Raw genomic sequence first — 25,258 nt, 5'->3', positions numbered from 1 at the left:
AATATGGTTTTTATCTCTTGTAACCCGGTACTGTATTATAAATTAACTAATATTTAAATTAAAAATTTTTTCTGTAGATGTTGTGTTTTTGTATTGGTAGTATTTTGTTTTTATTGAAATAACAATTCTAACTTTACAATAAAACCAAAATTATGTATAAAATTTTAAGAACCCTATTATTAAAATTATTGTTTTTTGTATTTACTATAACTTTATTTTCTCAAACTACTCAAGTTGGAAATGGAAGTTATACCAATAGTCACCCTGGAACAGATGCAGCTGGTAGAAATGGATTTCCTTCTGGTTCTCCTCAGTTAAGTGGCAATGCATTAGGCAAGCCAGTTCCAACAAATGATTGGTGGTCTAAATTAGTAAAAGAGGATCATGCAGATAATTTATTTAATTATCCAATGACCTTAAAAACGACTAATAATGGTTTAATTGTAACTTATATTCCCTCTGGTGTTATTGGAGATTCTGCTCCAATTGAAGTGCAATTGTCTGGTTTATCAACAACAAAAACAACCGTTGCTGATTATTCTGATTGGATTGTAACTATGAATTGGAAAGACGGTAATCACGAATTAAAAACAACAGCAGGAATTGGAATGCCTTTTTTATACTTTGAAAAAGATGCTGATGATATTGTAGAAATTAAAGTAAACTCTGGTACATCGACTATTTTAAACGAACTATTAATAGTAGAAAATGCTACAAGTGGAGCAGATTTTGTTTTTTATGCACCTGTAGGAAGTACTTGGGTTGAATCTGGAAATGTGTTTACATCAACCTTAAATGGAAAAGACTTTTGGTCTATGGTAATGCTACCTCAAAACACATCAAATGTAAATACTGCCGCTCAAGAATTTAAAAAATATGCGTATGTTTTTCCAACAAATACAGAAACTTCTTGGGCTTATAATGAAGCGTCATCTAAAGTAACAACAACATTTACAGTTAACTCTGTTGTAAAAGAAGGTTCAGAAACAGACATGTTATTGGGTTTATTGCCTCATCAATGGAATAATTTATCATCAACTTCTGCAACTCCAAGTGAAGCTACTTACAGCTCAATTAGAGGAGCTTTAAAAATGTTAAAAGGAAATACTTTTTCTGTAGAAAACACTTTTAAAGGTATTTTACCAACGTTACCTTATTTAGCAAATTATAGTGAAGGTTTTAGTCCTGCTGACTTAGATAGTAAAATTGCTCAAATTGAAAATGATGGTTTAGCAACTTGGACAGATTCTTACAATGAAGGGCAAGTTATGAATCGTTTAATTCAAACCGCAAGAATTGCAGATCAAACAGGAAATATTGCAGCAAGGGATAAAATGATTGCAACAATAAAAGAACGATTAGAAGACTGGTTGTCTTTTGAATCTGGGGAAAAAGCGTTTCTTTTTTATTACAATGCTGCGTATTCTACTTTAATTGGTTATCCTGCAGGTCATGGACAAGATTCTAATATAAATGATCATCATTTTCATTGGGGATATTTTATTCATGCTGCAGCTTTTATGGAGCAATTTCAACCAGGTTGGATGAATCAATGGGGAGAAATGATAAATCTTTTAGTTAGAGATGCAGCTTCATCAGACAGAAATGATGATACGTTTCCTTTTTTAAGAAATTTTAGTCCTTATGCAGGTCATAGTTGGGCAAATGGATTTGCTACTTTTCCACAAGGAAATGACCAAGAATCAACATCAGAAAGTATGCAGTTTGCATCTTCTTTAATTCATTGGGGAACAATATCAAACAACAAAGAAATTAGAGATTTAGGAATTTATATTTACACTACAGAGCAAACTGCAATTGAAGAATATTGGTTTGATGTTTATGAACGTAATTTTTCTAGTTCACAACAATATAGTTTAGTGTCTAGAATTTGGGGAAACTCTTATGATAATGGTACTTTTTGGACTGCAGATATTGCTGCTTCTTATGGTATAGAAATGTATCCAATTCATGCAGGATCTTTTTATTTAGGACATAATCAACAATACGCACAGAAATTATGGGATGAAATTTCTCAAAATACAGGAGTTTTAAATCAAGAAAATAATGACAATTTATGGCATGATACCTATTGGAAATATTTATCAATGATCAATCCACAAGAAGCTGTAAATCTTTATAACGCATATCCTGATAGAAATTTAAAGTTTGGTATTTCTGATGCACAAACATATCATTGGTTACATAGCGCAAATGCTTTGGGGATTGTAGATGCAACTATTACTGCAGATTACCCAATTGCAATGGTTTTTAAACAAAATGGAGAAACTACGTATGTTGCTCATAATTATACGAATTCAGAAATTGTTGTTTCTTTTTCTGATGGATTTAAATTAACAGTTCCTGCGCATCAAATGATTACGAGTAAAGATGTTTCAATATCTGGAGTTATTAGTTCAGATTTTAATCAAGCGTATGCAAACGGAAGTGTAAATTTATCAGTAACAACAACAGAAAGTGGCGTTACAAAAGTTGAGTTTTATGACGGAACAACTTTAATTGGTACAAAAACGGATGCTCCATATAATTTTAAAGCAGAAAATTTATTACTTGGGGTACATGGTATGTATGCAAAAGTCTATGTAAACACTAATTTTAATGTAACCAATATTGTACAAATTCAAGTTGGTGAGCAAGTACCTTTTTTAGACACAGCTTTTACAATTCCTGGAATTATTGAAGCAGGAAATTATGATAAATTTGAAGGTGGAGTTGGGCAAAATATTTCTTATGTTGATGTTTCTCAAAACAACGAAGGTGATTTTAGAACTGATGAATATGTAGATGCTGCAATAGATAATACAGAAGGAAATACAGTTGGTTGGATTTCTGCTGGTGAATGGTTAGAATATTCAATTGATGTACAAACTTCTGGTAAATTTAATTTAGATGTACGTTTTGCATCTGGTAATTCAAATGGAGGAGGTCCTTTTTATTTTGAAATTGATGGTAAAAAAATTAGTTCAGATATTAATTTGACGTATACAAATGATTGGTCTAGTTGGCAAACTAAAACCGTAAATGATATTGAGTTTACAAAAGGAAAACACATTTTAAAGGTTGTTTTTCTAAATGGAGAATTTAATTTAGGAAAAATGGATTTTACATACGCAGCTCCTTTAGATTATATGCCTCCAGTTGCAAATGCAGGAAATAATGTTGTCGTTATTTCACCAGAAACGACTGCAACTTTAGATGGTTCTTTAAGTAATGATCCAGAAGATGAAACAATTACGTATATATGGGAACAAATTTATGGACCATCAATAATTAATTTTAATGATCACACTTTAGAATCTCCATCAATATCAAACTTAGAAAAAGGTATTTATAAATGTAAGTTAACAGTTAGTGATGGAACTTATTCAGCTAATAGTTCTGTGCTTGTTGTTGTACAAGATAATGCGAATGCAAGTCCTACAATTTCAATTACTTCGCCATCAAATAATAGTTCTTTTTCTGAAGGAACAGCTATCAATATAACAACTTCTGCTTCAGATTTAGATGGAACAATTACAAAAGTTGAGTTTTACGAGGGTAATATAAAAATTGGTGAAGATACAACTGCACCTTTTTCTTTTAACTGGATAAATGCAGCAGTTGGTTCTCATGAAATAAAAGCAATTGCTATAGATAATGAAGCTGCACAAACTACTTCTCAAAGTATAAATATTACTGTTAATGAAGTAAAAGAATGTACAGAAACATCTAATGTTGCCCAACAAGGTTCATTTTCTACAGGTTATATTGCTACTTTTGAAACTATAGGAACAAGCGTAAAAATAACTTTTGAGTTGTTAGATACAGATAGAGTAGGAGTTGTAGCTTATTTGTGGAAACAAACTCCTTTTGGTGAAACTCAAATGGAAAATGTTTCTGGTTTAAAATATACAAAAACGATAGGAGGTTTTAATGCCGGAGAAACTATCTCTTATGGATGTAAATTTGCTTTTTCTGGAGGGTTGGCTGTTACAAAATATATCAATTACAAAGTTGGTGATAGTTGTGCTTCTTTGGGTATTGTTGATAAAACTTTAGAAGCTAAAATAGTTATGTTTCCAAATCCTGTGAATAATAAATTATTTATAAAATTACAAACTGAAGATATTAATAAAATAGAAATTTATTCTGTTCTTGGAAACTTAGTGAAAATTGAAAAAAGTAACCTAAATGAAATTCATGTTGATGATTTATCTAGTGGTTTATATTTAGTAAAAATATATACTTCAAAAGGAAGTGTTTCTAAAAGACTGATGAAAAACTAATATTTTAAAATTCATTTTCACATATATAATAAAAAAAACCGTTTAGAATTTCTAAACGGTTTTTTATGGGATATAAATTGATGGATTAACTATTAATTAAAACCCATTCTCCTTTTTCAATTAAAGGAATAGCTTGTTTGTATTTAACAACTTTTTCTTCACCACTCATTACATTTTTAATAGTAACTCGCTCGTTTCTACCAATTTTAGGTTGCTCTCTTACAATAGTTTCTATTGGTTCTGAAGATTGTTGACGAGAATTTTGAATAGCTTGTTCTGTTGTATTTTGAACATCTGCTTTACTTGTATTTAAACGTTCTCTTTTTTGCTGACGAGCTTCAGAGATTTGATTAGTATCTTGATTCGGTAATTCTCCTTTAAATAAGAAAGATAAAACCTCTTTGTTTATTTCATCAACTGTGGTTTTAAATAATTCAAAAGCTTCAAACTTATAGATTAATAAAGGATCTTTTTGCTCATATGATGCATTCTGAACAGATTGTTTTAAATCATCCATTTTACGTAAATGATCTTTCCAGTTTTCATCAATAATTGCTAAAGTGATATTTTTTTCGAAATCTGTAATTAGACTTTTTCCTTCGCTTTCATAAGCTTCTTTTAAGTTGGTAACAACTTGTAAAGATTTAATTCCGTCTGTAAAAGGAACAACTATACGCTCATATCTATCACCTTCATTTTCAAAAACATCTTTAATTACTGGAAATGCTAAAACGGCATTTCTTTCAATTTTGTTTTTGTAATGTTCAGTAACTATGTCATATAATTTATCTGTAATTTCTTTTTCTGATAATTTCTCAAATTCTTCTTCAGAAAAAGGAGAAGTCATAGAAGAAAAACGAATTAATTCGAATTCAAAATTTTGAAAATCTTTTGCGGCTTTGTTAACATTTATGATAGATTCACAAGTATCATAAATCATATTTGCAATATCTACTTGCAAACGTTTACCATCTAATGCATGACGTCTTCTTTTATAAACAAACTCACGTTGAGAGTTCATTATATCATCATATTCTAACAAACGTTTTCTGATACCAAAGTTATTTTCTTCAACTTTTTTCTGTGCTCTTTCAATAGATTTGGTAATCATAGAATGCTGAATTACTTCACCTTCTTTTAATCCCATTCTATCCATCATTTTAGCAATTCTATCAGAACCAAAAAGACGCATTAAATTATCATCTAAAGCTACATAAAATTGAGAAGAACCAACATCACCTTGTCTTCCTGCACGCCCTCTTAACTGTCTATCTACACGTCTAGAATCGTGTCTTTCTGTACCAATAATTGCTAAACCACCAGCGTCTTTTACTTCGTCAGAAAGTTTAATATCTGTTCCACGACCAGCCATATTTGTTGCAATGGTTACAACTCCAGGTTTACCAGCTTCTGCAACTACATCTGCTTCACGTTTGTGTAATTTTGCATTTAAAATATTATGAGGAATTTTACGCATTTGTAACATTCTACCTAATAATTCTGATATTTCTACAGAAGTTGTACCAACTAAAACAGGTCTTTTTTGTTCAACTAATTTTACGATATCTTCAATAACTGCATTGTATTTTTCACGAGCAGTTTTGTAAATTAAATCTTCTTTATCATCTCTTTGAATTGGTTTGTTGGTAGGAATTTCTACAACATCTAATTTGTAAATTTCCCATAACTCACCTGCTTCTGTTATCGCAGTTCCTGTCATTCCAGAAAGTTTGCGATACATTCTAAAGTAATTCTGTAAAGTTACTGTTGCAAAAGTCTGAGTAGCATCTTCAATTTTTACATTTTCTTTTGCTTCAATGGCTTGATGTAATCCGTCTGAATAACGACGACCGTCCATAATACGACCTGTTTGTTCATCAACAATCATTACTTTATTATCCATTACAACATACTCAACATCTTTTTCAAAAACAGTATATGCTTTTAAAAGTTGATTCATTGTATGAATACGCTCACTTTTAATACTAAAATCTTTGTATAATTCTTCTTTTTGAGAAGCTTTTTCTTCTTTACTACTTTCTGATGCATCAATTTCACCAATTTTTATACCAATATCTGGTAAAACAAAGAAATTATCATTGTCTGTTTTTTGTGATAAATCTGCAATTCCTTTATCAGTTAAATCAATTTGATTATTTTTTTCTTCAACAACAAACCATAAGTCTTCATCTACTTCTGGCATTAATTTGTTGTTATCTTGCATGTAATAGTTTTCTGTTTTTTGCAAGATTTGTTTAACACCTTCTTGTGATAAAAATTTAATTAAGGCTTTGTTTTTTGGTAAACCTCTGTAAACTCTTAATAACAAGAACCCACCATCTTTATCATTTCCTTCTGCAATTAATTTTTTAGCTTCTGCCAAAACACTAACTAAATGATGTTTTTGTAAGGTAACTAAATCAGAAACTAAAGGTTTTAATTCATTAAATTCGTGTCTGTCTCCTTGAGGTACGGCACCTGAAATGATTAATGGAGTTCTAGCATCATCAATTAAAACAGAATCTACTTCATCAATAATAGCGTAATTTGGAGCTCTTTGTACTAAATCGTCTTTAGAACTTGCCATATTATCACGCAAATAATCGAACCCGAATTCGTTATTTGTTCCATAAGTAATGTCTGCATTATATGCTTTTCTACGCGCATCAGAATTTGGTTGATGATAATCTATACAATCTGTAGTAAAACCGTGAAACTCAAAAATTGGTCCCATCCACGCCTTATCACGTTTTGCTAAATAATCATTTACAGTTACTAAATGAACTCCATTTCCTGTTAAGGCATTTAAATAAACAGGTAGGGTAGAAACCAATGTTTTCCCTTCACCAGTCATCATTTCTGCAACTTTACCTTGATGTAAAACAGAGCCACCAATTAATTGAACATCATAATGAACCATGTCCCAAGTAACTGGTTTACCTGATGCATCCCAAGAATTGGCCCAAAAAGCTTTATCACCTTCTAAAGTAACATTTTCTCTTTCTGCAGATAATTCTCTATCATAAGGAGATGCTGTAACTTCAATTTCTGTATTTTCTACAAAACGTTTTGCAGTTTCTTTTACCACAGCAAAAGCTTCCGGCATAATTTGAAGTAATGTTGCTTCAGAAATTGTATATGCTTCATCTTTTAAGGAATCTATTTCTGTATAAATGTCTTCTTGACGATCTATTTCTGCAGTTTTAGCTTCTTCTTCTAAAGCAATAATTTTATCATTAAACTCTTTAGTTGCATCTTTAATTCTCTCTTTGAATTCTATTGTTTTAGCACGTAATTCGTCGTGTGAAAGTTTAGAAAAAGCAAGTTCGAATTTTTTTACATCTTCTACTACTGGTTGTAATCCTTTTAAATCTTTCTGTTGTTTATCTCCTACAAAAAGTTTAATTACTGAGTTTAAAATATTCATTATATATCTATATGTTTTTCAGTTACTTATGCAACTGTGTTGTTTCAATTGGGAATCAAGTTTTATAACCTGAAAAAAAAACATTTTATCGATTAAAAAAAAACAAAAAAAAAGCCTCCTTAGAGACTTTATATTTTTTTTCTGATTTAGTATTCATCCTCATTCCAAAGATAATCATCTTCAGTTGGATAATCAGGCCAAATCTCAACAATTGAGTCATACGAGTCACCTTCATCTTCAATATCTTGTAGGTTTTCTACTACTTCTAAAGGAGATCCAGTTCTAATTGCGTAATCTATTAACTCATCTTTGGTTGCTGGCCAAGGCGCATCTGCTAAATAAGATGCTAATTCTAATGTCCAATACATTTCTTATTGTTTAATTTTGTGCAAAAATAATTTTTTTGCTGAATTATGCAAGTCTTTTTTAAGAAATTTATTGTGAAGTAAATTTAAAATTTCATGATTCGTTTAAAATCAGTGTTTTATGTGTAAAATAAAATTTAAAATTTATTCTTATCGATAAAAAAAGAACTTATTATTTTTTTTCAGGAATCCACTTGATTTCCTCTACTGATAAGTCTTTCGACAACTTTCGTGCCAACGTAAAAAGGTAGTCAGAAAGTCGGTTTAAGTATTTTATGATGTCATTGTTTATCGTTTCTTGATCGTTTAATTCTACAGATAAACGTTCTGCTCGTCTACAAACACATCTTGCTATGTGACAGAATGACACAGCTTGATGACCTCCTGGAAGAATAAAATGAGTCATTTGAGGTAACTCTTCATCCATTTTATCAATTTCATTTTCTAAAAATAAAATAGAACTGTCATCAACTTTAGGAATATTGAGTCTTTCTTTTCCACTTTTTAAAGTTTCTTTTTCTGGTGGAGTTGCTAACATTGCACCTAAAGTGAACAATTCATTTTGTATTTTAAGTAAAGAACTTTTAATATTATCACTAATATTTTGGTCTTTTATTAAACCTATATATGAATTTAGTTCATCTACATTTCCGTAACTTTCTATGCGTAAATTGTATTTTTTAACTCTTGTACCTCCAAAAAGAGCAGTTGTACCAGTATCACCAGTTTTTGTATATATTTTCATTTAAATGAATTTCAAATTTTAAAAGTATCAAAGTTACAAAGTTTAAAAGTTGTGACGTTTAATCTTTACACCATTTAAAAGTTAAACAATTACACCTTTTTTAAACTCTTATCTTAAAATGTTCTTTTTCTTGTTCTTTTCTGAAGAAAACAATTCCCCAATGAAAAACATCTACTGTAACCGTTACTTTTGGATGATTTTTAATTTCAGACCAAGCTTCTTTCATTTCATTACTCCAATAGATGTCATCAAAAACCCAAACAGAACTATTATTAATTGTTGGCAAACAAGTTTTAAAATAATCTAAAGTTGCTTTTTTATTATGATTTCCATCAAAATAAATTAAATCATATTCTTGATTTTTTATAGATTTTGGAAGTGTTTCTATGAAATCACCAGTGATAATATTAATTTTATTGAAATTATTTTTTTTGAATAACTCTTGAGCTATTTTACTTGTTTCTGGGCAACCTTCTAATGTTGTAATTTGAGACTCAATATTACCAATTTTAATTGCTGATGTAGCTAAACCAAGAGATGTACCTATTTCTAAAATATTTGTAGGTTTAAAATAATTTACTAAACGAATTAATAATTTTGCTTTTTTACTTGAAACTCCAGCAACTTTAGCAACTTTAGAAACTTCTCGGTTGTCGGTTTTAAACACTTTAGAGCCAGACCCAAAATCTGTGACTTTTATAATTGTTTTGTTGTCTAATAATTGTTGCTTAATTTTTGTAAATAATTTCCATAAAGCAGCATCTGTTTTTAGATAAAAACATTTTGTTACTAAATTATACACAAAAGGAGAGTGAACTCCATGTTGATTGGATGCTTTTGTGAGGAATTTTAAATATTCTATTATTAAATGAGTCATTTTTTATAAAAAAAACGAAAATAAAATAAAATTATAGCAAATCACTTTTAAAAAGTATATTTGTGCTTATTGAAGATTAAAATTAAAATGAAAAAATACTTTTTATTACTCTTATCTATATCTTTCCTTTTCTCTTGTGTTCCTAGTAAAGATCTAATTTATTTACAAGGAAAGCCAATTCAAAAAAAGGAAATAAAAAGAATAAATGATATTCCTTATAAATTGCAGGTAGATGATATGTTGAATATTGATATCAAGTCAAGTGATGAAGAAATGGTGTCAATTTTTAAAAAACAGACAATGGGAAATTATTCAGGAAGAAGTTCAGGAAGTAATTCAGGAGGTAATTCAGGAGGTAATTCAGGTCAAAATTTTGGTTCTGGATCTGGATATTTTTCAGATTACAGTATAGATAGTTATGGTAATATAAGAATGCCAACTTTAGGAGAGATAAATGTTTTAGGTTATACTACAGTTGAAGTTAGGAAAAAAATTGAAAACGAACTTAATAGGTATTTAAAAAATAAAGAAGATATTTTTGTTTCTGTAAAGTTATCTGGAATAAAATACACTATTATTGGAGAAATTGCTGATCCTGGGCCTAAGGTTATTTTTCAAAACAAAGTCTCTGTTATAGATGCAATTGCAAACTCGGGTGATATTACAATAGTGGGTAATAGAAAAAAGGTAGAAATAATTAGAAACTCGATTTCTGGAACTGAAAAATTCACCATTGATTTAACCAATATAAATGCTTTTAATTCTGATGTTTTTTATATAAAACCAAATGATATTATTAATATAGTTCCTTTAAAACAAAAGTCTTGGGGTACAGGCACAACTGGTCTTCAGACTTTCACAACCATAATATCAGTATTTACATTATTAACCTCTACTTTTGTTTTAGCTAGAAATTTATAGTATTTATGGATAATAAAATAAATTTTAATACACCTACAATTCAAAATAATATAGATATTAAAACCTATATATTTAAAATTATTTCTTACTGGAAACTATTTTTAGCAACTATTATTATCGCTTTGATTGTGGCTAAATTTATGACAGGTTATAAGGAAAAGAGATATAGTTTAAGTACAGTGATTTCTGTAAAAGAAGAAAATAACCCTTTATTTTCAACAGGTACTAATATTGCATTTAATTGGGGAGGAGCAAGTGATGAAATAGAAACAATAAAAGTTATTATAGGCTCTAGATCACACAATGAAAAAGTAGTAAAAAAATTAAACTTCTTTATAGATTATCTAAGTGAAGGTAGATATAGAATGGAAGATGTTTATGGATATGCCCCTTTTTCAGTAAATCTTAAAACAAATAAGCCTCAATTATATAATAAGCTGTTAAAAATTGAAATAACTGGGGAAAATAAGTTTCGATTATCTTTTGATTTTAATGAATTAGGTTCTGACCAATTAATTACATATGATGTTAATACTATTGATGAATTTATATCAGATAAATCTAACTTCTCAAAAGAGTTTAAGGTTGATGAAGTTATAAATACTTCTTATTTAAATTTTTCATTAGAAAAAAATAAAAAGTTTAATATTGGAGATGTATTTTATATAAAATTTGCAAGTTTTGATGGAACCGTAGGTAATTATAGAGGAGTTACCATAAGTACAATTACAGATGCAGCATCTTTGTTAGGTTTATCGATGAGTGGGCCAAACAAAAAAAGAATTGTAAATTATTTAAATGCTACAGTTCAGGTTTTAGAAGAAGATAAACAAGAACAGAAAATTTTATATGCAAGAAAAACTAAAAAGTACATTGATGAACTTTTTATAAAAGAAAAAGATAGTCTTAATAAAATAGAAAGAGAACTAGGAGTTTATAAAGAGGTTAATAATATTTATGATTTATCAACAGAAGGTACACAAATTTTTGAAGAATTAATAGACCTTGAAAAAGAGAAAAAAGAACTATTAGAATATAACGATTATTTAAAGAACCTAAGAAGTTATATTTTAACTCACAATCAATATTCAGAAGGAATACCTGTACCAGCTTTAATTAAAATACAAGATGCTAAAATTGCAGAAGAAATTAGTATACTTATTCAAAAATCTTCGTTAAGAGAAAGTTTAAAAAGAACCGTAACTGAAGATTATCCACATTTAAAGAAATTGAATAGTGAAATCACTATTGCTAAAAACAATTTACTTGAGAATATTGCAAACTTAAAGAATATAAATAATGCTAAAATTAGCAAGCTTAAAAAAAGGTTGTCAATTTCAAATTCTAAATTAAAAAAAATACCATCTAGAGAACAAGGTTTATTAAAGTACCAAAGAAATTTCGAAATATCAGAGGCAAATTATAATTATCTAAAGCAAAAAAGTTATGAGGCTGGTACAGCGATTGCTGCAAATGTTTCTGATGTAAAGATAATTGATGAAGCTAAAGATTTAGGTGAGGGTCCTAACTATCCAAAACCTCAATTTAATTATTTAATAGGATTAATGTTGGGAATTGTTTTTCCGTTATTTTACATAATTATTAGGGAAATTTTAGACAATAAAATTCATACAGCTGAAGAAATACAAAATAACTATGCGATACCTGTTTTAGGTGTTGTAGGTAGAAATCAAGGTAAAAATAATTTAGCGGTATTTGAAAGGCCAAAATCTTCTGTATCCGAGTCATTTAGAGCATTAAGGTCTAATATTCAGTTCTTGTTTAAAAATGCTCAAACAGATGAATCTAAAACATTAATTTTAACTTCTTCTGTTAGTGGAGAAGGAAAAACTATGGTTTCTATTAATATGGCAACTGTTTTTGCTTTGAGTGGAAAGAAAACAGTTTTAATGGGGTTAGATTTAAGAAAACCAAAAATTTATGATGATTTTAATTTAACAAATGATATAGGTGTTGTAAATCATTTAATCAACCAAAAAACTTTGGATGAAATCATAATTCCTACTAAAATTCCAAATTTAGATTTAATTTTATCAGGACCAATTCCTCCTAACCCTTCTGAGCTTCTTTTAAATGAAACTGCAGATAAAATGATTAAAAGTCTTAAAGAAAGATACGATTATGTTATTATAGATACACCTCCTGTTGGTTTAGTTTCTGATGCATTAGAATTATTTAAGTATGCAGATGCTGTTATTTATGTAATTCGTCAAAATTACTCTGAGAGAGGAATGATGAAAATGATTGATGATAAGTATAAAAATAAAGAAGTAACAAATATTAGTTATGTATTAAATGACTTTTCTATTACAAACAAATACGGTTATGGATATGGTTATGGCTACGGATATGGTTACGGCTATGGATATGGTTATGGTAAATATGGTTATGGATATCATGAGAATGAAGAACCTAAAAGTATCCTCTCAAAAATATCAAGTTTTTTTAAGAAAAAATAACAACACTAAAAGCATCGTTAATTCGATGCTTTTTTTCCTTTAATATAAATAGTTTGTATTTGATTGTGACCAAAACTATAAGGAATAAAATTATAACTTGGTATTTCTTTAGAAATAAAGAAATTTGCCAATTTTCCTTTTGTTATACTACCAACTTTATCAGATAAATTCATGGCAAATGCTCCATTTATTGTAGCAGCATTTATTGCTTCTTCTGGTGTCATTTTCATTTTTATACAAGCAGTAGAAATTACAAAATTCATATTTCCAGATGGAGTAGAACCTGGGTTGTAATCTGTTGCTAATGCTAAGGCTAAATTATTCTCAATAATTTTTCTAGCAGGTGTATATGGAATACCTAAAAAGAATGAACAGGTGGGAAGTGCAACAGGCATTGTTTCAGAAGTTTTTAAATGCTCAATATCTTCATCATTTAAAACTTCTAAATGATCTACTGATAAAGCATTTTGTTTTGTAGAAGCTTCAATACCCCCAATAGTATTAAATTGATTAACATGTACTTTAGGAATTAAATTATATTGTTTTGCAGAAGATAAAATTCTATTAGTATCATCAACAGAAAAATAACCTACTTCACAAAAAACATCAATAAAATCTGCTAAATTTTCTTTTTTGATTTTAGGTAGCATTTCATCAATAATTAGATTTATATAACCTTCTTTATCATTTTTAAATTCTTTTGGAATTGCATGTGCACCTAAAAAGCTAGCTTTGATAGGAATGTCATAGTTTTCTTTTAATTTTTTAATAACTCGTAACATTTTTAACTCTGCTTCAACTGTGAGGCCGTAACCAGATTTTATCTCTATTGCACCAGTTCCTAAAAGAATTACTTCTTCTAATCTTTTTGCAGATTGATTGTATAAATCTTCTTCTGAAGTTACTTGAAGTTTTTTAGCAGAATTTAAAATTCCTCCACCATTATTGGCAATTTCTTCATAAGATAAACCATTTATTCTGTCCACAAATTCTTGTTCTCTATTGCCAGCAAAAACAATATGAGTATGAGAATCGCACCAAGTAGGAAAAATCATTTTACCAGAACAATCTATGGTTTTATCTACAGTAAATTCAGGTATTTTATCCATCAAACCAAAATCAGCAATGGACTCGTTTTTTATCAATAAAAATGCATTTTTAATAGTTGGTAAAATATTCATTTCTTTTCCAGAAACTTTTTTTACAGAGGTATCTCTAACTTGAACTAATTCTTTAATATTGATGAATAATTGAGTCATGAAAAATGATTAAATTCGCTTTCACAAAAATACATAAATCTATTGTAATGGTTCCTAAAAATGAATATGCTCCTTATTTTGAACAATATCTTCAACTTGTTTCTAAAGAAGGAAAATCAATTGTTGAAAACTTAGAAGATTCTCAAAAAGAATTTGAACGTATAATAAGAAATTTACCAGAGGAGAAGCAGAGTTTTGCCTATGCCAAAGGGAAATGGACTCTAAAAGAATTGATTCAACATATTATTGATACAGAACGTGTATTTTGTTATAGAGCTTTGTGTTTTGCTAGAAATGATAAAACTTCTTTACCAGGTTTTGATCAAGATGTTTTTGTAGATAATGTTGATGCTAATTCTAGAGATTTTTACGATTTATTAGATGAAATGAAGATTTTAAGAAAAGGAACAATTATTCTTTTTAAGAGTTTTTCTGATGAAGCTTTATTAAGAATAGGAGTTGCCTCAGGAAATAAAATGTCTGTTAGAGCTTTAGGATATTTGTTTTCTGGACATCAAATTCATCATTTAAATGTGGTGAAAGAAAAATATTTATAATTATGAAGCCGAAGTTTTAACTTCGGCTTTTTTATGCATCTAATATTCAGTTTTATCTTCTTTTTCGGCCCATTTATTAAATGGTTCTAATGCAATTTCTCTACCTATTTGCTCAAAAGGGATACTTCTTTTTTCATAAGGCAAAGGAATTTCTTTGTAAATAAATTCATCATCAAAACCAATATTTGCTGCATCTTCTTGATTACTTCCATAAAAAACTTTATCTGGTCTAGCCCAATAAATTGCGCCTAAACACATAGGGCAAGGTTCGCAAGAAGTATATACAATACAACCAGCTAATTGAAAAGATTCAATATTTTTACAAGCATCTCTAATTGCAGTTACTTCTGCATGTGCTGTAGGATCGTTTGTTGAAGTAACTTTATTATTTCCTTGTCCAATAATTTTACCATCTTTAACAACAATACAACCAAAAGGTCCCCCTTCATTATTATTCATTCCATTTAAAGCTGCTTTTACAGCTTCACTCATAAATTCTTCGTGTTTACTCATCTTCATTTTCTTAAATTATGATTATTTCTTTTAGCCAAAAAAAGCTGCATAAAGTATGCAGCTTTTATAGATTGTAAAATTAATATTTTTATTTTAAAGCTCCAATCATTTCTTCTGGTTTTACCCATTCGTCATATTGTTCTGGAGTAACATACCCTAAACGTACAGCTTCTTCTTTTAAAGTTGTTCCGTTTTGGTGAGCAGTGTTTGCAATTTCTGCAGCTTTATAATAACCAATTTTAGTATTTAAAGCTGTGACTAACATTAAAGAATTATTAACTAATTCAGTAATTCTAGAATGATTTGGCTCAATACCAGCAGCACAATTTTCATCAAAAGATTTACAAGCGTCTCCAATTAATTGTGCAGATTGTAAAACATTTGTAGCCATAACAGGTTTAAATACATTTAACTCATAATGACCTTGTGCTCCACCAATTGTAACAGCAACATCATTACCCATAACTTGTGCGCAAACCATTGTCATAGCTTCACATTGAGTAGGATTTACTTTTCCTGGCATAATAGAAGAACCTGGTTCGTTTGCAGGAATAATAATTTCACCTATTCCAGATCTTGGTCCAGAAGCCATTAAACGGATATCGTTTGCTATTTTATTTAAAGAAACGGCAATTTGTTTTAAAGCTCCATGAGTTTCTACTAAAGCATCATGTGCAGCTAAAGCTTCAAACTTATTTTCTGCTGTTATAAAAGGCATTTCTGTAAAATCTGCAATATATTTTGCAACTAAAACATCATAACCAGCAGGCGTATTTAATCCTGTACCTACTGCTGTACCACCTAATGCTAATTGAGATAAATGTTCTAAAGTATTATTTAAAGCTTTTAAACCAAAGTTTAATTGCGCTACATAACCAGAAAATTCTTGACCTAATGTAAGTGGAGTAGCATCCATTAAATGCGTTCTACCAATTTTTACTACGTCTTTAAATGCTTCTGATTTTGCTTGTAATGTATCTCTTAACTGAGTGATTCCTGGAATCGTATTTTCTACAATTTTCTTATAAGCAGCAATGTGCATTCCTGTTGGAAATGTATCGTTAGATGATTGAGATTTGTTTACATCATCATTTGGTTGAATGGTTTTTTCTCCTTCACCAATAACTTTTCCAGCAATTTCATGAGCTCTGTTAGCAATTACTTCATTTACATTCATATTAGATTGTGTACCAGAACCTGTTTGCCAAATTACTAATGGAAATTGGTCATCTAATTTTCCTTCTAAAATTTCATCACAAACTTGTGCAATTAAATCTCTTTTTTCTGTTGTTAAAACACCTAATTCTGCATTTGTATAAGCAGCAGCTTTTTTAAGATATGCAAAACCATATACTATTTCTAATGGCATAGAACCAGAAGCACCTATTTTAAAATTGTTTCTAGAGCGTTCTGTTTGTGCCCCCCAATATTTATCAGCAGGAACATTTACTTGTCCCATAGTGTCTTTTTCAATTCTGTATTTCATGATATAATTGTGTAAATTTTTGATGAAACAAACTTACAAAAAACTATGTTTACTTAAAGTTGATAAATGTCATTTTTAGTTTCCTGAAAAAAATATTTTTTTGATAGGTTATTTTTGAAAATAAGTATTATTTTTGCATTAATAATTTTTCAAAAGATACAAATGTTAGATTTTTCAGAATTTTCAGGATTAGTTTTATTCATGTTTATTTTTACAGCTGGTTTTTGGTTGTTAATATTTTTATTAACATTTGTGGTTCCTTACTGGATTGGTGGAACTATTTGGGAAAACATGAAATTAAAAAAAGAAGCTAGAAAAGCTGCTGAAGGAAAGTAGTTTAAAAATATACTTATTAATTAAAAACTCGTTCAATTTCTTGAACGAGTTTTTTTATGGGTTTAGTAATTACGTTATAATTAAATAAGATATATTGAAAATCTTGTTTAAAATATTAATTATTGATTTTTAAAATTCTCCATCTTCACCAGAATCTTCTCTTGGACCAGAGTTTCTTTTTTTATCATTTTTCTTTTGATTAAATCTATAAGAAAAGTTTAAAGATATTTGACGCATTCTTCTTTGAAAAGTTTGATCTGAAATATTTGTTGGGTTTTCTCTACTAGGCGTATAACTTGTAACTTGGTATTTTCTAGAGTTAAAAACATCACTAACGTTTAAAACTAATGTTCCTTTGTCTTTTAAGATGTCTTTACTAAAAGCTAAATTAGTAGATAAAATACCTTTTGTGTCACTTTGTGCATCATTTTTTGGACCTCTATAAAATATTCTTGTTTGTGACTGAATATTCCATGGAAGTGTGATTTTTGCATCGAAACGAGTAAACCATGAATTGTTTTTAGTGTCAAAATTTCGAGTTATTTGTGTTACAACACTTGTTTTTGGATCTGTTTGATTATAACTATGCTCTCCTTGTGTTTCAAATTGATAAAAGTTAAAACTTCCAGAAAAACGTACTTTTCTACTTGCATTATAATTTGCTGTAAATTCAAAACCAGACCTATCTTCTGAAGATAAGTTAATAGGTTGTCTTATTAAAATAGGGGTCTCTTCTCCATCAATAACTCTAAAATCTTCAGTGTTTACACGTGTAATATTATTTGTTGAATGTTGGTAATAAATTGAAGAATTTAAAGTAAATTTTCCCCATTTATTTAAATATCCTAAATCAAAAGAATTTGTATAAGTTGGATCTAAGTCTACGTTACCTTTAGAAAAAATAACGTCACTTTCTCTACTTTCAAAAGGATTTAAGTATCTAGATCTTGGTCTTCTCAATCGTTTACTATATCCTAAGGTAAAACTTTGGTCATCGTTTAATTCATATCCAAAGTTTACTGTAGGGAAAAAGTTTGTGTAATTTTTATTATAGGTTTCATTTGTATTTAATAATTTAATATTGATACCTGTTATTTCTGCACGTAAACCAAATAAGTAAGAAAGCTTATTGATCTTGCTTCCAAATTGTGAATAAAATGCATTTACATTTTGATTAAATTCTAAGTTATTAGAAGGGTTATATTCATCATCTAAATTTGGAGCAATTACTACATAATCTGATGTTAACTCTTGAAAACTTCCACGGTAACCAGCTTCAAATTGAGAGTTTTCTCCAATAGGTAAAACATAATCTGCTTGTATTAAATTATCTATAGAAAGTTCATCTGTATTGTTTGTTTCTGGATAAGTATCTGTAATAATAGCAGATTCTATTTCGTTACTTGCACTGTGTTGTAAATCTACACTTAATTTATGTCCTTTATCGTTAAAATTGTTAACATAATTTAAAGAGAATTGTAATGTCTCATCTTTTTCTTTTTCATCTTGAATACGAGTATAGCTTTTATTACCAGAAGCGTCAAAAGTACTAATGTTGTTTGTAGATAGATTATCTCCATTAGAATCTCTAACAAAAATACTACCTGTAATAGAACTTTTATCATTTAAAAAATATTCTAAACCAAAATTAGCATTAAAGCTTTTACTATTTCTTTCATTATCTCTATTTTCTATTCTTGTACCACTAATTACACCATCTGTTAAATAGGTTATTTCAGAGTCATAAATACCAGGGCTACCATTATTACGATATCCGAAATTAGAAAAAATATTTATTTTTTCTGAACGTAAATTTAAGTTTACAGCAGTTTGATAATTTTTTGGGTCACCAACAGTAACATTTACAGAGCCATTAAAACCAGTAGCCTTTCCTTTTCTTAAAATGATATTTAAAATACCTGCCGTTCCTTCAGAGTCATATCTTGCAGAAGGAGAAGTAATAACTTCAACTCTTTCTATAGCATCAGAAGGTAGTTGCCTTAAAGCATCTGTACCAGATAATCCAACTAATGCAGATGGTTTTCCATCAATTAAGATACGTACATTTTCACTTCCACGTAAACTTACAGTTCCTTCTGCATCAACATCTACAGAAGGTACATTGTCTAAAACATCAGATGCAGTTCCTCCTTTAAGAGTCATGTCTTTTCCAACATTGTAGATTTTTTTATCTAAACGAATATCAACCGTAGATTTTTCTGCAATAACAACAACTTCATCTAAACTACTCGCATCCTCTTCAAGTTTAATAATGTCTAGATTTTTGTTTGATAAGATTTCTTGAGCTGGTAACTTCTGAGTTTTAAAAGAAATAAACTCAATACTAATTTCATAAGTTCCTTTAGCAGTTTGAATTCTAAAACTTCCTGTTTTATCTGTGATTCCACCAGAAATTTTTTGAGTTTTGATGTTTTTTAAAACGACAGTTGCATATTCTAAAGCTTGATTTGATTTAGCTTCTACAACTTTACCAGTAATAGAAATTCCTTCTTTAGAGGGCTTTTGAGCTAATAGAAATGTTGATGTTAATAAACAAAATAATGAGAGTGTAGTTTTTTTCATTTGTGCCTTTGAATAGTTATTCAATTAAGACAACAAAGTTGATGTTAAGTTTAGAAGGGTTTTGTTAAAAAAAAGTTAAAGAAAATGTGAAAAAGTTAAAGCTAAATTATTGTTAGAATATCTTCTGGAGGTCTACCAATAATAGCTTTGTTATTATTTATAACAATTGGGCGTTCTATTAATTTCGGATTTTGGATCATAGCCTTAATAATTTGAGAATCAGAAAGCTCTTTTCCTTTAAATTCTTCTTTCCATATTTTTTCTGTTTTTCTCACTAATTGAATAGGCGAGATGCCTAATAAATTAATAATTTCTGTCAATTCTTTTTCTGTTGGAATTGTATCTAAATATTTAACGATTTCAAATTCTTTTTTCGAATCTTCTAAAATTGTTAAACCTTGTCTAGATTTAGAACAACGTGGATTGTGGTATATTTTTATCATAATTTTAGTTTCAAAGTTTCAAAGTTTCAAAGTTTTAATTTTGATTACTGATTACTGATTACTGATTACTGATTACTGATTACTGATTACTGATTACTGATTACTGATTACTGATTACTATTTTTTCTGTCCATTTAACATTAAATATGCTTTTAAAAATGGATTGATATCTCCATTCATAACATTATCTACATTTCCGGTTTCGTGAGCTGTTCTAACATCTTTTACCAATTTATAAGGATGCATTACATAATTTCTTATTTGGCTTCCCCATTCGTTTTTTAACTTACCAGATTCAATTTCATCTCTTGCAGCTTGTTGTTTTTGTAACTCAATTTCATATAATTGAGATTTTAACATTTTCATTGCAGTTGCTCTGTTTTCATGTTGAGAACGAGAATTTGAACAAGAAATTTGAATTCCAGTAGGCTTATGTGTTAACTGAACTTTGGTTTCTACTTTATTTACATTTTGTCCTCCAGCTCCACTAGAACGAGCAGTTACAATTTCTACATCTGCAGGATTTACTTCTATTTCTATAGAATCATCTGCAACAGGAAAAACATATACTGAACCAAAAGTTGTATGACGTTTTGCATTCGAATCGAAAGGTGAAATACGTACCAATCTATGTACACCATTTTCTCCTTTTAACCAACCAAAAGCATAATCTCCATCAATTTCTATGGTAATTGTTTTAATACCAACAACATCACCTGCTTGATAGTTTAATGTTTTAAGTTTGAAACCTTGTTTTTCTGCCCACATTGTATACATTCTAGAAAGCATTTCTACCCAATCGCAACTTTCTGTACCTCCTGCACCAGCAGTAATTTGTATAGTTGCAGAAAGAGCATCTCCTTCTTCAGAAAGCATATTTCTAAATTCTAAATCTTCTAAAAATGTGCTTGTAGTTTCAAATTGTTCAATGACTTCTGCTTCATTAATTTCCCCTTCTTTATAAAACTCATACAAAACATTTAAATCTTCATTTAAAGTAATGGTTTTGTTATAGTCTTCAACCCATTTTTTCTTAAAACGCAATTCTTTTAAGATAACTTCTGCTTCTTTTGGATTGTTCCAAAAACCTGGATTTGCCGTTTTTTCTTCTTCATTGGCAATTTCAATTAATTTTTTATCTATTTCTAAATAAGATTTTAATTTTTCAATTCTTGAAGCAATATCTTTAAGTTGGTCTTGTGTAATCATAAGTCAAACAAAAATAACTGAATTTTTAGGAATTCTTGTTTTAAAATTGATCCTTATTTTATAGATTTATCAAAAATTAGAACAATAAATGATTATAGATTTAATTTCAGACACAGTTACAAAACCAACAAAAGGAATGTTGGAAGCAATGACGAATGCAAAAGTTGGTGATGATGTTTTTAAAATGGACCCAACAACAAATGAGTTACAAGAAAAAGCTGCAAAAATGTTTGGTATGGAAGATGCATTGTTTTTTCCTTCTGGAACAATGGCAAATCAAACTGCCATAAAGTTACATACACAACCTGGAGATAAATTAATTTGCGATAAATATGCACATGTTTATAATTACGAAGGTGGAGGAGCAGCTTTTAATTCTGGAGTAACTTGTAAATTAATTGACGGGAATAGAGGTATGTTTACAGCAGAACAATTGCAAGAAGCTGTTGCTGATAGAAATGATATTCATGTTCCGTTTACAAGTTTAGTTTGTATAGAAAACACAACCAATAAAGGAGGAGGAGCTTGTTGGAGTTTTTCTGAGTTAGAAAAACTTCAAAAAGTGTCTAAAAATAACAATTTAGCTTTTCATTTAGATGGAGCACGATTGTTTAATGCTTTAGTTGCAACTGATGAATCTCCTAAACAATATGGGCAATTATTTGATACTATTTCTATTTGTTTATCAAAAGGATTAGGAGCGCCAATTGGTTCTGTTTTATTGGGTTCTAAAGAACATATTGCAAAAGCTTTAAGAATAAGAAAACTGTTTGGTGGTGCTATGAGGCAAGTTGGGTTTTTAGCCGCTGCAGGAAATTATGCACTTGATAATCATATTGAAAGGTTGGCAGAAGATCATCAAAAAGCAAAAGAAATTGGTGCAGTTTTAGAGTCTACATCTTACGTTACAAAAGTAGAACCGATTGAAACTAATATTGTGATTTTTTATGTCGATGATAAAATTGGTGATGCTAATTTTATCCAAAAAATGGAAGCCAAAGATATTTTATTAACACCAATGGGAGAAGGAAAAATAAGAATTGTTACACATTTAGATTATACAAATGAAATGCATGAAATCTTATTAAAAGAGTTGAAAGATTTCTAAAAATAAAACCTTACAATTGGAGAAAATGGAGAAGCGTAGACACTTTTATTTTCATCATATAAAACATCATATCTAAAACCAACAGCAAATCTGCCTTTATTATAAGCAGCCCCAAAATATAAGGCAGGGAAACTAGTATTTACACTACCAAAACTGTCTGTTTGTTTTGCAAAAGATTGTTCAAATTCTCCAGAAAGTTGAATGCCAACTTTTGGAATTTGATACAAAGATATTAAACTTCCTCCATAAACATTGGTTGTAAAATCTCCTACTTCTCTATAAATATAAGTTAAGCCTGTACCTAAAGAAAAACCATTATCAAAATCATAAATAGCACTAGGAGAAATACCAATTGTGGTTTGATTACCAAAACTCATACTAAAACCACCACCATATCTTACGTTATCCCAAAAATCAGATTTTTGTTGTGAAACAATTGTAAAAGAGAAACTTAAAAGTAAAAGAAGTATAGACTTTTTCATGAAATAGCTTATTTTGCGTTGTCTAATTTAGCCAATTCTTTATAATTTCTATTTAATTTTCTTAATAAAATTCCATAAAGTAGTTGGTAGAATAACCAAACTACTCCTAAAAATAAAAGGGTTGCTATGATAGTTACAATAATTAATATGAGTAATTGTTTGTTATTAAAATCGTTTAAATTTGTATTTACTTTAGCAATTGTTATTACTATCATGAATAACGTGATATAACCAAGATTAAATATAACGTAATTTCTTACCGTTTTTCTGGTCTTTAAAATTTTAGTCATTAAAGTTTTAGTAGATTCTATTGTAGAAATTTTTTTATAATTCTGATAAAACATCCACAAAAAGTAAAACAAAATAATGTATGTTGCAATTTGAGAATAAAGAATAAAATTTTCTAATCCTAAGTTTTTATACTCAATCATAGCATCTTCCATATCTACAAAAAAGTAAATTGAATTTAAAAATATAAATTCTAGAATACCTATTATAAATATCCATTTTACAATAGATGAAGATTTTGATTGCGCTAATTTGTAAATTTCAATTGATGAAACCTTATCAGCATGTTCTGGTTGATTTTCCCAGGCTTTTTTATAATTGTCTAATAAATCCATAAGTTATGGGTTTAAAATGTTTTTTAATTTTTCTTTTGCTCTATTCATCTTAACTCTTGCATTTACAGAAGATATTCCTAGTGTTTCAGAAATTTCTTTGTAAGGTTTATCTTCTAAATACAAGAAAATAAGCGCTTTTTCAATGTCATTCAATTTATGTATTGCTTTATACAATGCTTTTAATTGAATTTCCTCTGTATCATCATAATCAGTAGCTTTTATCTTGTAGGCAAAATCACTAATATCTTGTGTTTTAACAGTTCTAGTAGATTTTCTATACAACGAAATTGCTGTATTTAAAGCTACTCTATACATCCATGTGCTAAATTTAGAATCTCCTCTAAACTTTGGATAGTTTTTCCAAAGCTGAATGGTTATTTCTTGAAATAAATCATTATGAGCACTTTGATTTGTAGTATAAAGCCTACAAATTTTATGAGCTATATTTTGATTTTGTTCAAAGTCCAATAAAAATTTTTCTTCTAAATCTTTCTGCACTTGTGTAAATTAGTTAGTTAACTATAAGTAGCGTAAAAGTATAAAATGTTACAATTTTGATGAAAAATATTTTAATCTATGATTTTTTTTTAAATTTGTTCAACTCTAAATAAAATAAATTGAACAATATTAAGCAAGATTTTACTATTAAAGACCTTGAAAATATATCAGGAATAAAAGCGCATACGATTCGTATTTGGGAAAAAAGATATAATTTGTTAGAACCAAAAAGAACAAATACGAATATTCGGTTTTATTCTAACAAAAACTTACAAAAATTATTAAATATTGTTTTACTGAATAATAATAATTTTAAAATTTCTAAGATTGCTAAAATGTCTGATGAAGAACTTATTATGCAATCTAAAGAAATGGCATTTAATAGTGCAACTAATGATGAAGCTATAAATTCTTTTAAATTAGCAATGTTTCAGTTTGATAAAATATTGTTTAATAATAGTTATCATAAATTATTACATAAAAAGACGTTTAGAGAAATTTTTAAAGATGTTTTCATTCCATTTTTAAATCATATTGGTTTGTTATGGCAAACAGATACGTTAATGCCTGCACATGAGCATTTTATTTCAAATTTAATTGCTCAAAAAATCCAGATTAATACAGAAAAACTTCAATACAGTATTACCAATTCTAATAAAACGTATGTATTATTTTTACCTGAAAATGAAATTCATGAACTTGGTTTATTATATTTAAATTATGAGTTAGTTTTAAGAGGGAATCATACCATTTATTTAGGACAAAGTCTTCCTTTAAACAACTTAGATTATTTCTTTAAAAATGAAAGAGAAATTTGTTTTGTAACTTCAATGACTGTGATGCCTTTTGATGACAAGATCGAAGATTATTTTAAACAAATAGATGTTATTTTAACTGGAACAAATCATAAATTAATAGCCATTGGAAGAAAGGTTAATAGTATTAAAAATAAAAAATTTAATTCAAATATAGAGCTTCATAACTCTGTAGAAGATTTGTTAAAAGAATTATAATATTTAATGAATTAGTTTATTTTGTTTATTAATTTTTTATATTTGTT

20 protein-coding genes are annotated in these 25,258 nt (G+C 28.7%); 7 read left to right on the top strand and 13 right to left on the bottom strand.

The features are described 5' to 3' along the window. Nucleotides 1-152: 152 nt before the first annotated feature. Nucleotides 153-4,286 (top strand): glycosyl hydrolase, encoded by a 4,134-nt coding sequence (locus PHEL85_RS04070; protein WP_235318228.1) that lies wholly within the window; start codon nt 153-155, stop codon nt 4,284-4,286. A gap of 85 nt (nt 4,287-4,371) precedes the next feature. On the opposite strand, the gene secA is transcribed toward PHEL85_RS04070, so the two are convergent. The 4 genes from secA to PHEL85_RS04050 form a co-directional block, all read right to left on the bottom strand. Further along, the gene (gene secA, locus PHEL85_RS04065; protein ID WP_036821374.1) at nt 4,372-7,713 is read right to left on the bottom strand and encodes a preprotein translocase subunit SecA; all 3,342 of its coding nucleotides are present in this window, start codon (nt 7,711-7,713) and stop codon (nt 4,372-4,374) included. A gap of 146 nt (nt 7,714-7,859) precedes the next feature. Next, nucleotides 7,860-8,081: a DUF2795 domain-containing protein gene (locus PHEL85_RS04060; RefSeq protein ID WP_004571063.1), complete on the bottom strand. Its 222-nt coding sequence runs from the start codon at nt 8,079-8,081 to the stop codon at nt 7,860-7,862. A gap of 169 nt (nt 8,082-8,250) precedes the next feature. Beyond that, nucleotides 8,251-8,823, bottom strand: coding sequence for a cob(I)yrinic acid a,c-diamide adenosyltransferase (locus tag PHEL85_RS04055; RefSeq protein WP_036821370.1), 573 nt, complete (start codon nt 8,821-8,823; stop codon nt 8,251-8,253). A 100-nt stretch (nt 8,824-8,923) separates the two neighbouring features. Further along, on the bottom strand, nt 8,924-9,700 hold the full coding sequence (locus tag PHEL85_RS04050) for an O-methyltransferase (protein WP_036821367.1): 777 nt from the start codon (nt 9,698-9,700) through the stop codon (nt 8,924-8,926). An 87-nt stretch (nt 9,701-9,787) separates the two neighbouring features. Here PHEL85_RS04050 and PHEL85_RS04045 point away from each other — a divergent pair, with 87 nt between their 5' ends. Further along, nucleotides 9,788-10,621 carry a polysaccharide biosynthesis/export family protein gene (locus PHEL85_RS04045; protein WP_036821364.1) on the top strand — a complete coding sequence of 278 codons (834 nt, stop codon included), beginning with the start codon at nt 9,788-9,790 and terminating at the stop codon, nt 10,619-10,621. Between the two features lie 5 nt (nt 10,622-10,626). After that, nucleotides 10,627-13,101 carry an exopolysaccharide transport family protein gene (locus PHEL85_RS17915; protein ID WP_036821361.1) on the top strand — a complete coding sequence of 825 codons (2,475 nt, stop codon included), beginning with the start codon at nt 10,627-10,629 and terminating at the stop codon, nt 13,099-13,101. Between the two features lie 17 nt (nt 13,102-13,118). On the opposite strand, the gene hutI is transcribed toward PHEL85_RS17915, so the two are convergent. Then, nucleotides 13,119-14,360 (bottom strand): imidazolonepropionase, encoded by a 1,242-nt coding sequence (gene hutI, locus PHEL85_RS04035; protein ID WP_036821359.1) that lies wholly within the window; start codon nt 14,358-14,360, stop codon nt 13,119-13,121. Nucleotides 14,361-14,365: 5 nt separating this feature from the next. Here hutI and PHEL85_RS04030 point away from each other — a divergent pair, with 5 nt between their 5' ends. Then, nucleotides 14,366-14,917, top strand: a complete 552-nt coding sequence (locus PHEL85_RS04030; protein WP_235318227.1) for a DinB family protein — start codon at nt 14,366-14,368, stop codon at nt 14,915-14,917. A 39-nt stretch (nt 14,918-14,956) separates the two neighbouring features. On the opposite strand, the gene PHEL85_RS04025 is transcribed toward PHEL85_RS04030, so the two are convergent. Together PHEL85_RS04025 and fumC are read right to left on the bottom strand one after the other, a co-directional pair. Continuing rightward, complete coding sequence (locus tag PHEL85_RS04025) at nt 14,957-15,430, bottom strand: nucleoside deaminase (RefSeq protein ID WP_036821353.1); 474 nt, start codon at nt 15,428-15,430, stop codon at nt 14,957-14,959. Between the two features lie 88 nt (nt 15,431-15,518). After that, nucleotides 15,519-16,916 carry a class II fumarate hydratase gene (gene fumC / locus PHEL85_RS04020; RefSeq protein WP_036821350.1) on the bottom strand — a complete coding sequence of 466 codons (1,398 nt, stop codon included), beginning with the start codon at nt 16,914-16,916 and terminating at the stop codon, nt 15,519-15,521. A 162-nt stretch (nt 16,917-17,078) separates the two neighbouring features. Between fumC and PHEL85_RS17910 the strand changes: the two genes are divergently transcribed. Next, entirely contained in the window at nt 17,079-17,252 is a 174-nt protein-coding gene (locus PHEL85_RS17910) for a hypothetical protein (RefSeq protein WP_036821348.1), read from the top strand. 129 nt (nt 17,253-17,381) lie between these two features. Here the strand turns inward: PHEL85_RS17910 and PHEL85_RS04010 are convergent, their stop codons facing one another. The 3 genes from PHEL85_RS04010 to prfB all read right to left on the bottom strand — a co-directional run bounded on the left by PHEL85_RS04010 (nt 17,382) and on the right by prfB (nt 21,487). Next, entirely contained in the window at nt 17,382-19,835 is a 2,454-nt protein-coding gene (locus tag PHEL85_RS04010) for a TonB-dependent receptor domain-containing protein (protein ID WP_036821337.1), read from the bottom strand. 101 nt (nt 19,836-19,936) lie between these two features. Next, nucleotides 19,937-20,278 (bottom strand): arsenate reductase (glutaredoxin), encoded by a 342-nt coding sequence (gene arsC / locus PHEL85_RS04005; RefSeq protein ID WP_036821335.1) that lies wholly within the window; start codon nt 20,276-20,278, stop codon nt 19,937-19,939. Between the two features lie 117 nt (nt 20,279-20,395). Continuing rightward, nucleotides 20,396-21,487, bottom strand: a complete 1,092-nt coding sequence (gene prfB / locus PHEL85_RS04000) for a peptide chain release factor 2 (RefSeq protein WP_036821333.1) — start codon at nt 21,485-21,487, stop codon at nt 20,396-20,398. An 88-nt stretch (nt 21,488-21,575) separates the two neighbouring features. Between prfB and PHEL85_RS03995 the strand changes: the two genes are divergently transcribed. Beyond that, nucleotides 21,576-22,595, top strand: a complete 1,020-nt coding sequence (locus PHEL85_RS03995; protein WP_036821330.1) for a threonine aldolase family protein — start codon at nt 21,576-21,578, stop codon at nt 22,593-22,595. Here the strand turns inward: PHEL85_RS03995 and PHEL85_RS03990 are convergent. Genes PHEL85_RS03990 through PHEL85_RS03980 form a run of 3 tightly spaced genes read right to left on the bottom strand, consistent with a single transcriptional unit; the run spans nt 22,592 to nt 24,198 of the window. Further along, a complete protein-coding gene (locus PHEL85_RS03990) occupies nt 22,592-23,077 on the bottom strand; it encodes a hypothetical protein (protein ID WP_036821328.1) in 486 nt (161 codons plus the stop codon). The two genes, PHEL85_RS03995 and PHEL85_RS03990, sit on opposite strands and share 4 nt — an antisense overlap. An 8-nt stretch (nt 23,078-23,085) precedes the next feature. Continuing rightward, on the bottom strand, nt 23,086-23,700 hold the full coding sequence (locus PHEL85_RS03985; protein ID WP_036821327.1) for a hypothetical protein: 615 nt from the start codon (nt 23,698-23,700) through the stop codon (nt 23,086-23,088). Nucleotides 23,701-23,703: 3 nt separating this feature from the next. After that, complete coding sequence (locus PHEL85_RS03980) at nt 23,704-24,198, bottom strand: RNA polymerase sigma factor (RefSeq protein ID WP_036821323.1); 495 nt, start codon at nt 24,196-24,198, stop codon at nt 23,704-23,706. A 119-nt stretch (nt 24,199-24,317) separates the two neighbouring features. Here PHEL85_RS03980 and PHEL85_RS03975 point away from each other — a divergent pair, with 119 nt between their 5' ends. Beyond that, nucleotides 24,318-25,211, top strand: a complete 894-nt coding sequence (locus tag PHEL85_RS03975; RefSeq protein ID WP_036821321.1) for a MerR family transcriptional regulator — start codon at nt 24,318-24,320, stop codon at nt 25,209-25,211. The last annotated feature ends 47 nt before the right edge of the window (nt 25,212-25,258 follow it).

Source organism: Polaribacter sp. Hel1_85 (assembly GCF_000766795.1).
Classification (GTDB): Bacteria; Bacteroidota; Bacteroidia; order Flavobacteriales; family Flavobacteriaceae; genus Polaribacter.
Note: the sequence above shows the minus strand (reverse complement) of the source record. Positions and strands in the feature narration are given on the sequence as shown.

Excerpts from the sequence above, each read along its gene's own strand:
- PHEL85_RS04070 (WP_235318228.1), top strand. The coding sequence starts at position 153 with ATGTATAAAATTTTAAGAACCCTATTATTAAAATTATTGTTTTTTGTA.
- secA (WP_036821374.1), bottom strand. The coding sequence starts at position 7,713 with ATGAATATTTTAAACTCAGTAATTAAACTTTTTGTAGGAGATAAACAA.
- PHEL85_RS04060 (WP_004571063.1), bottom strand. The coding sequence starts at position 8,081 with ATGTATTGGACATTAGAATTAGCATCTTATTTAGCAGATGCGCCTTGG.
- PHEL85_RS04055 (WP_036821370.1), bottom strand. The coding sequence starts at position 8,823 with ATGAAAATATATACAAAAACTGGTGATACTGGTACAACTGCTCTTTTT.
- PHEL85_RS04050 (WP_036821367.1), bottom strand. The coding sequence starts at position 9,700 with ATGACTCATTTAATAATAGAATATTTAAAATTCCTCACAAAAGCATCC.
- PHEL85_RS04045 (WP_036821364.1), top strand. The coding sequence starts at position 9,788 with ATGAAAAAATACTTTTTATTACTCTTATCTATATCTTTCCTTTTCTCT.
- PHEL85_RS17915 (WP_036821361.1), top strand. The coding sequence starts at position 10,627 with ATGGATAATAAAATAAATTTTAATACACCTACAATTCAAAATAATATA.
- hutI (WP_036821359.1), bottom strand. The coding sequence starts at position 14,360 with ATGACTCAATTATTCATCAATATTAAAGAATTAGTTCAAGTTAGAGAT.
- PHEL85_RS04030 (WP_235318227.1), top strand. The coding sequence starts at position 14,366 with ATGATTAAATTCGCTTTCACAAAAATACATAAATCTATTGTAATGGTT.
- PHEL85_RS04025 (WP_036821353.1), bottom strand. The coding sequence starts at position 15,430 with ATGAGTAAACACGAAGAATTTATGAGTGAAGCTGTAAAAGCAGCTTTA.
- fumC (WP_036821350.1), bottom strand. The coding sequence starts at position 16,916 with ATGAAATACAGAATTGAAAAAGACACTATGGGACAAGTAAATGTTCCT.
- PHEL85_RS17910 (WP_036821348.1), top strand. The coding sequence starts at position 17,079 with ATGTTAGATTTTTCAGAATTTTCAGGATTAGTTTTATTCATGTTTATT.
- PHEL85_RS04010 (WP_036821337.1), bottom strand. The coding sequence starts at position 19,835 with ATGAAAAAAACTACACTCTCATTATTTTGTTTATTAACATCAACATTT.
- arsC (WP_036821335.1), bottom strand. The coding sequence starts at position 20,278 with ATGATAAAAATATACCACAATCCACGTTGTTCTAAATCTAGACAAGGT.
- prfB (WP_036821333.1), bottom strand. The coding sequence starts at position 21,487 with ATGATTACACAAGACCAACTTAAAGATATTGCTTCAAGAATTGAAAAA.
- PHEL85_RS03995 (WP_036821330.1), top strand. The coding sequence starts at position 21,576 with ATGATTATAGATTTAATTTCAGACACAGTTACAAAACCAACAAAAGGA.
- PHEL85_RS03990 (WP_036821328.1), bottom strand. The coding sequence starts at position 23,077 with ATGAAAAAGTCTATACTTCTTTTACTTTTAAGTTTCTCTTTTACAATT.
- PHEL85_RS03985 (WP_036821327.1), bottom strand. The coding sequence starts at position 23,700 with ATGGATTTATTAGACAATTATAAAAAAGCCTGGGAAAATCAACCAGAA.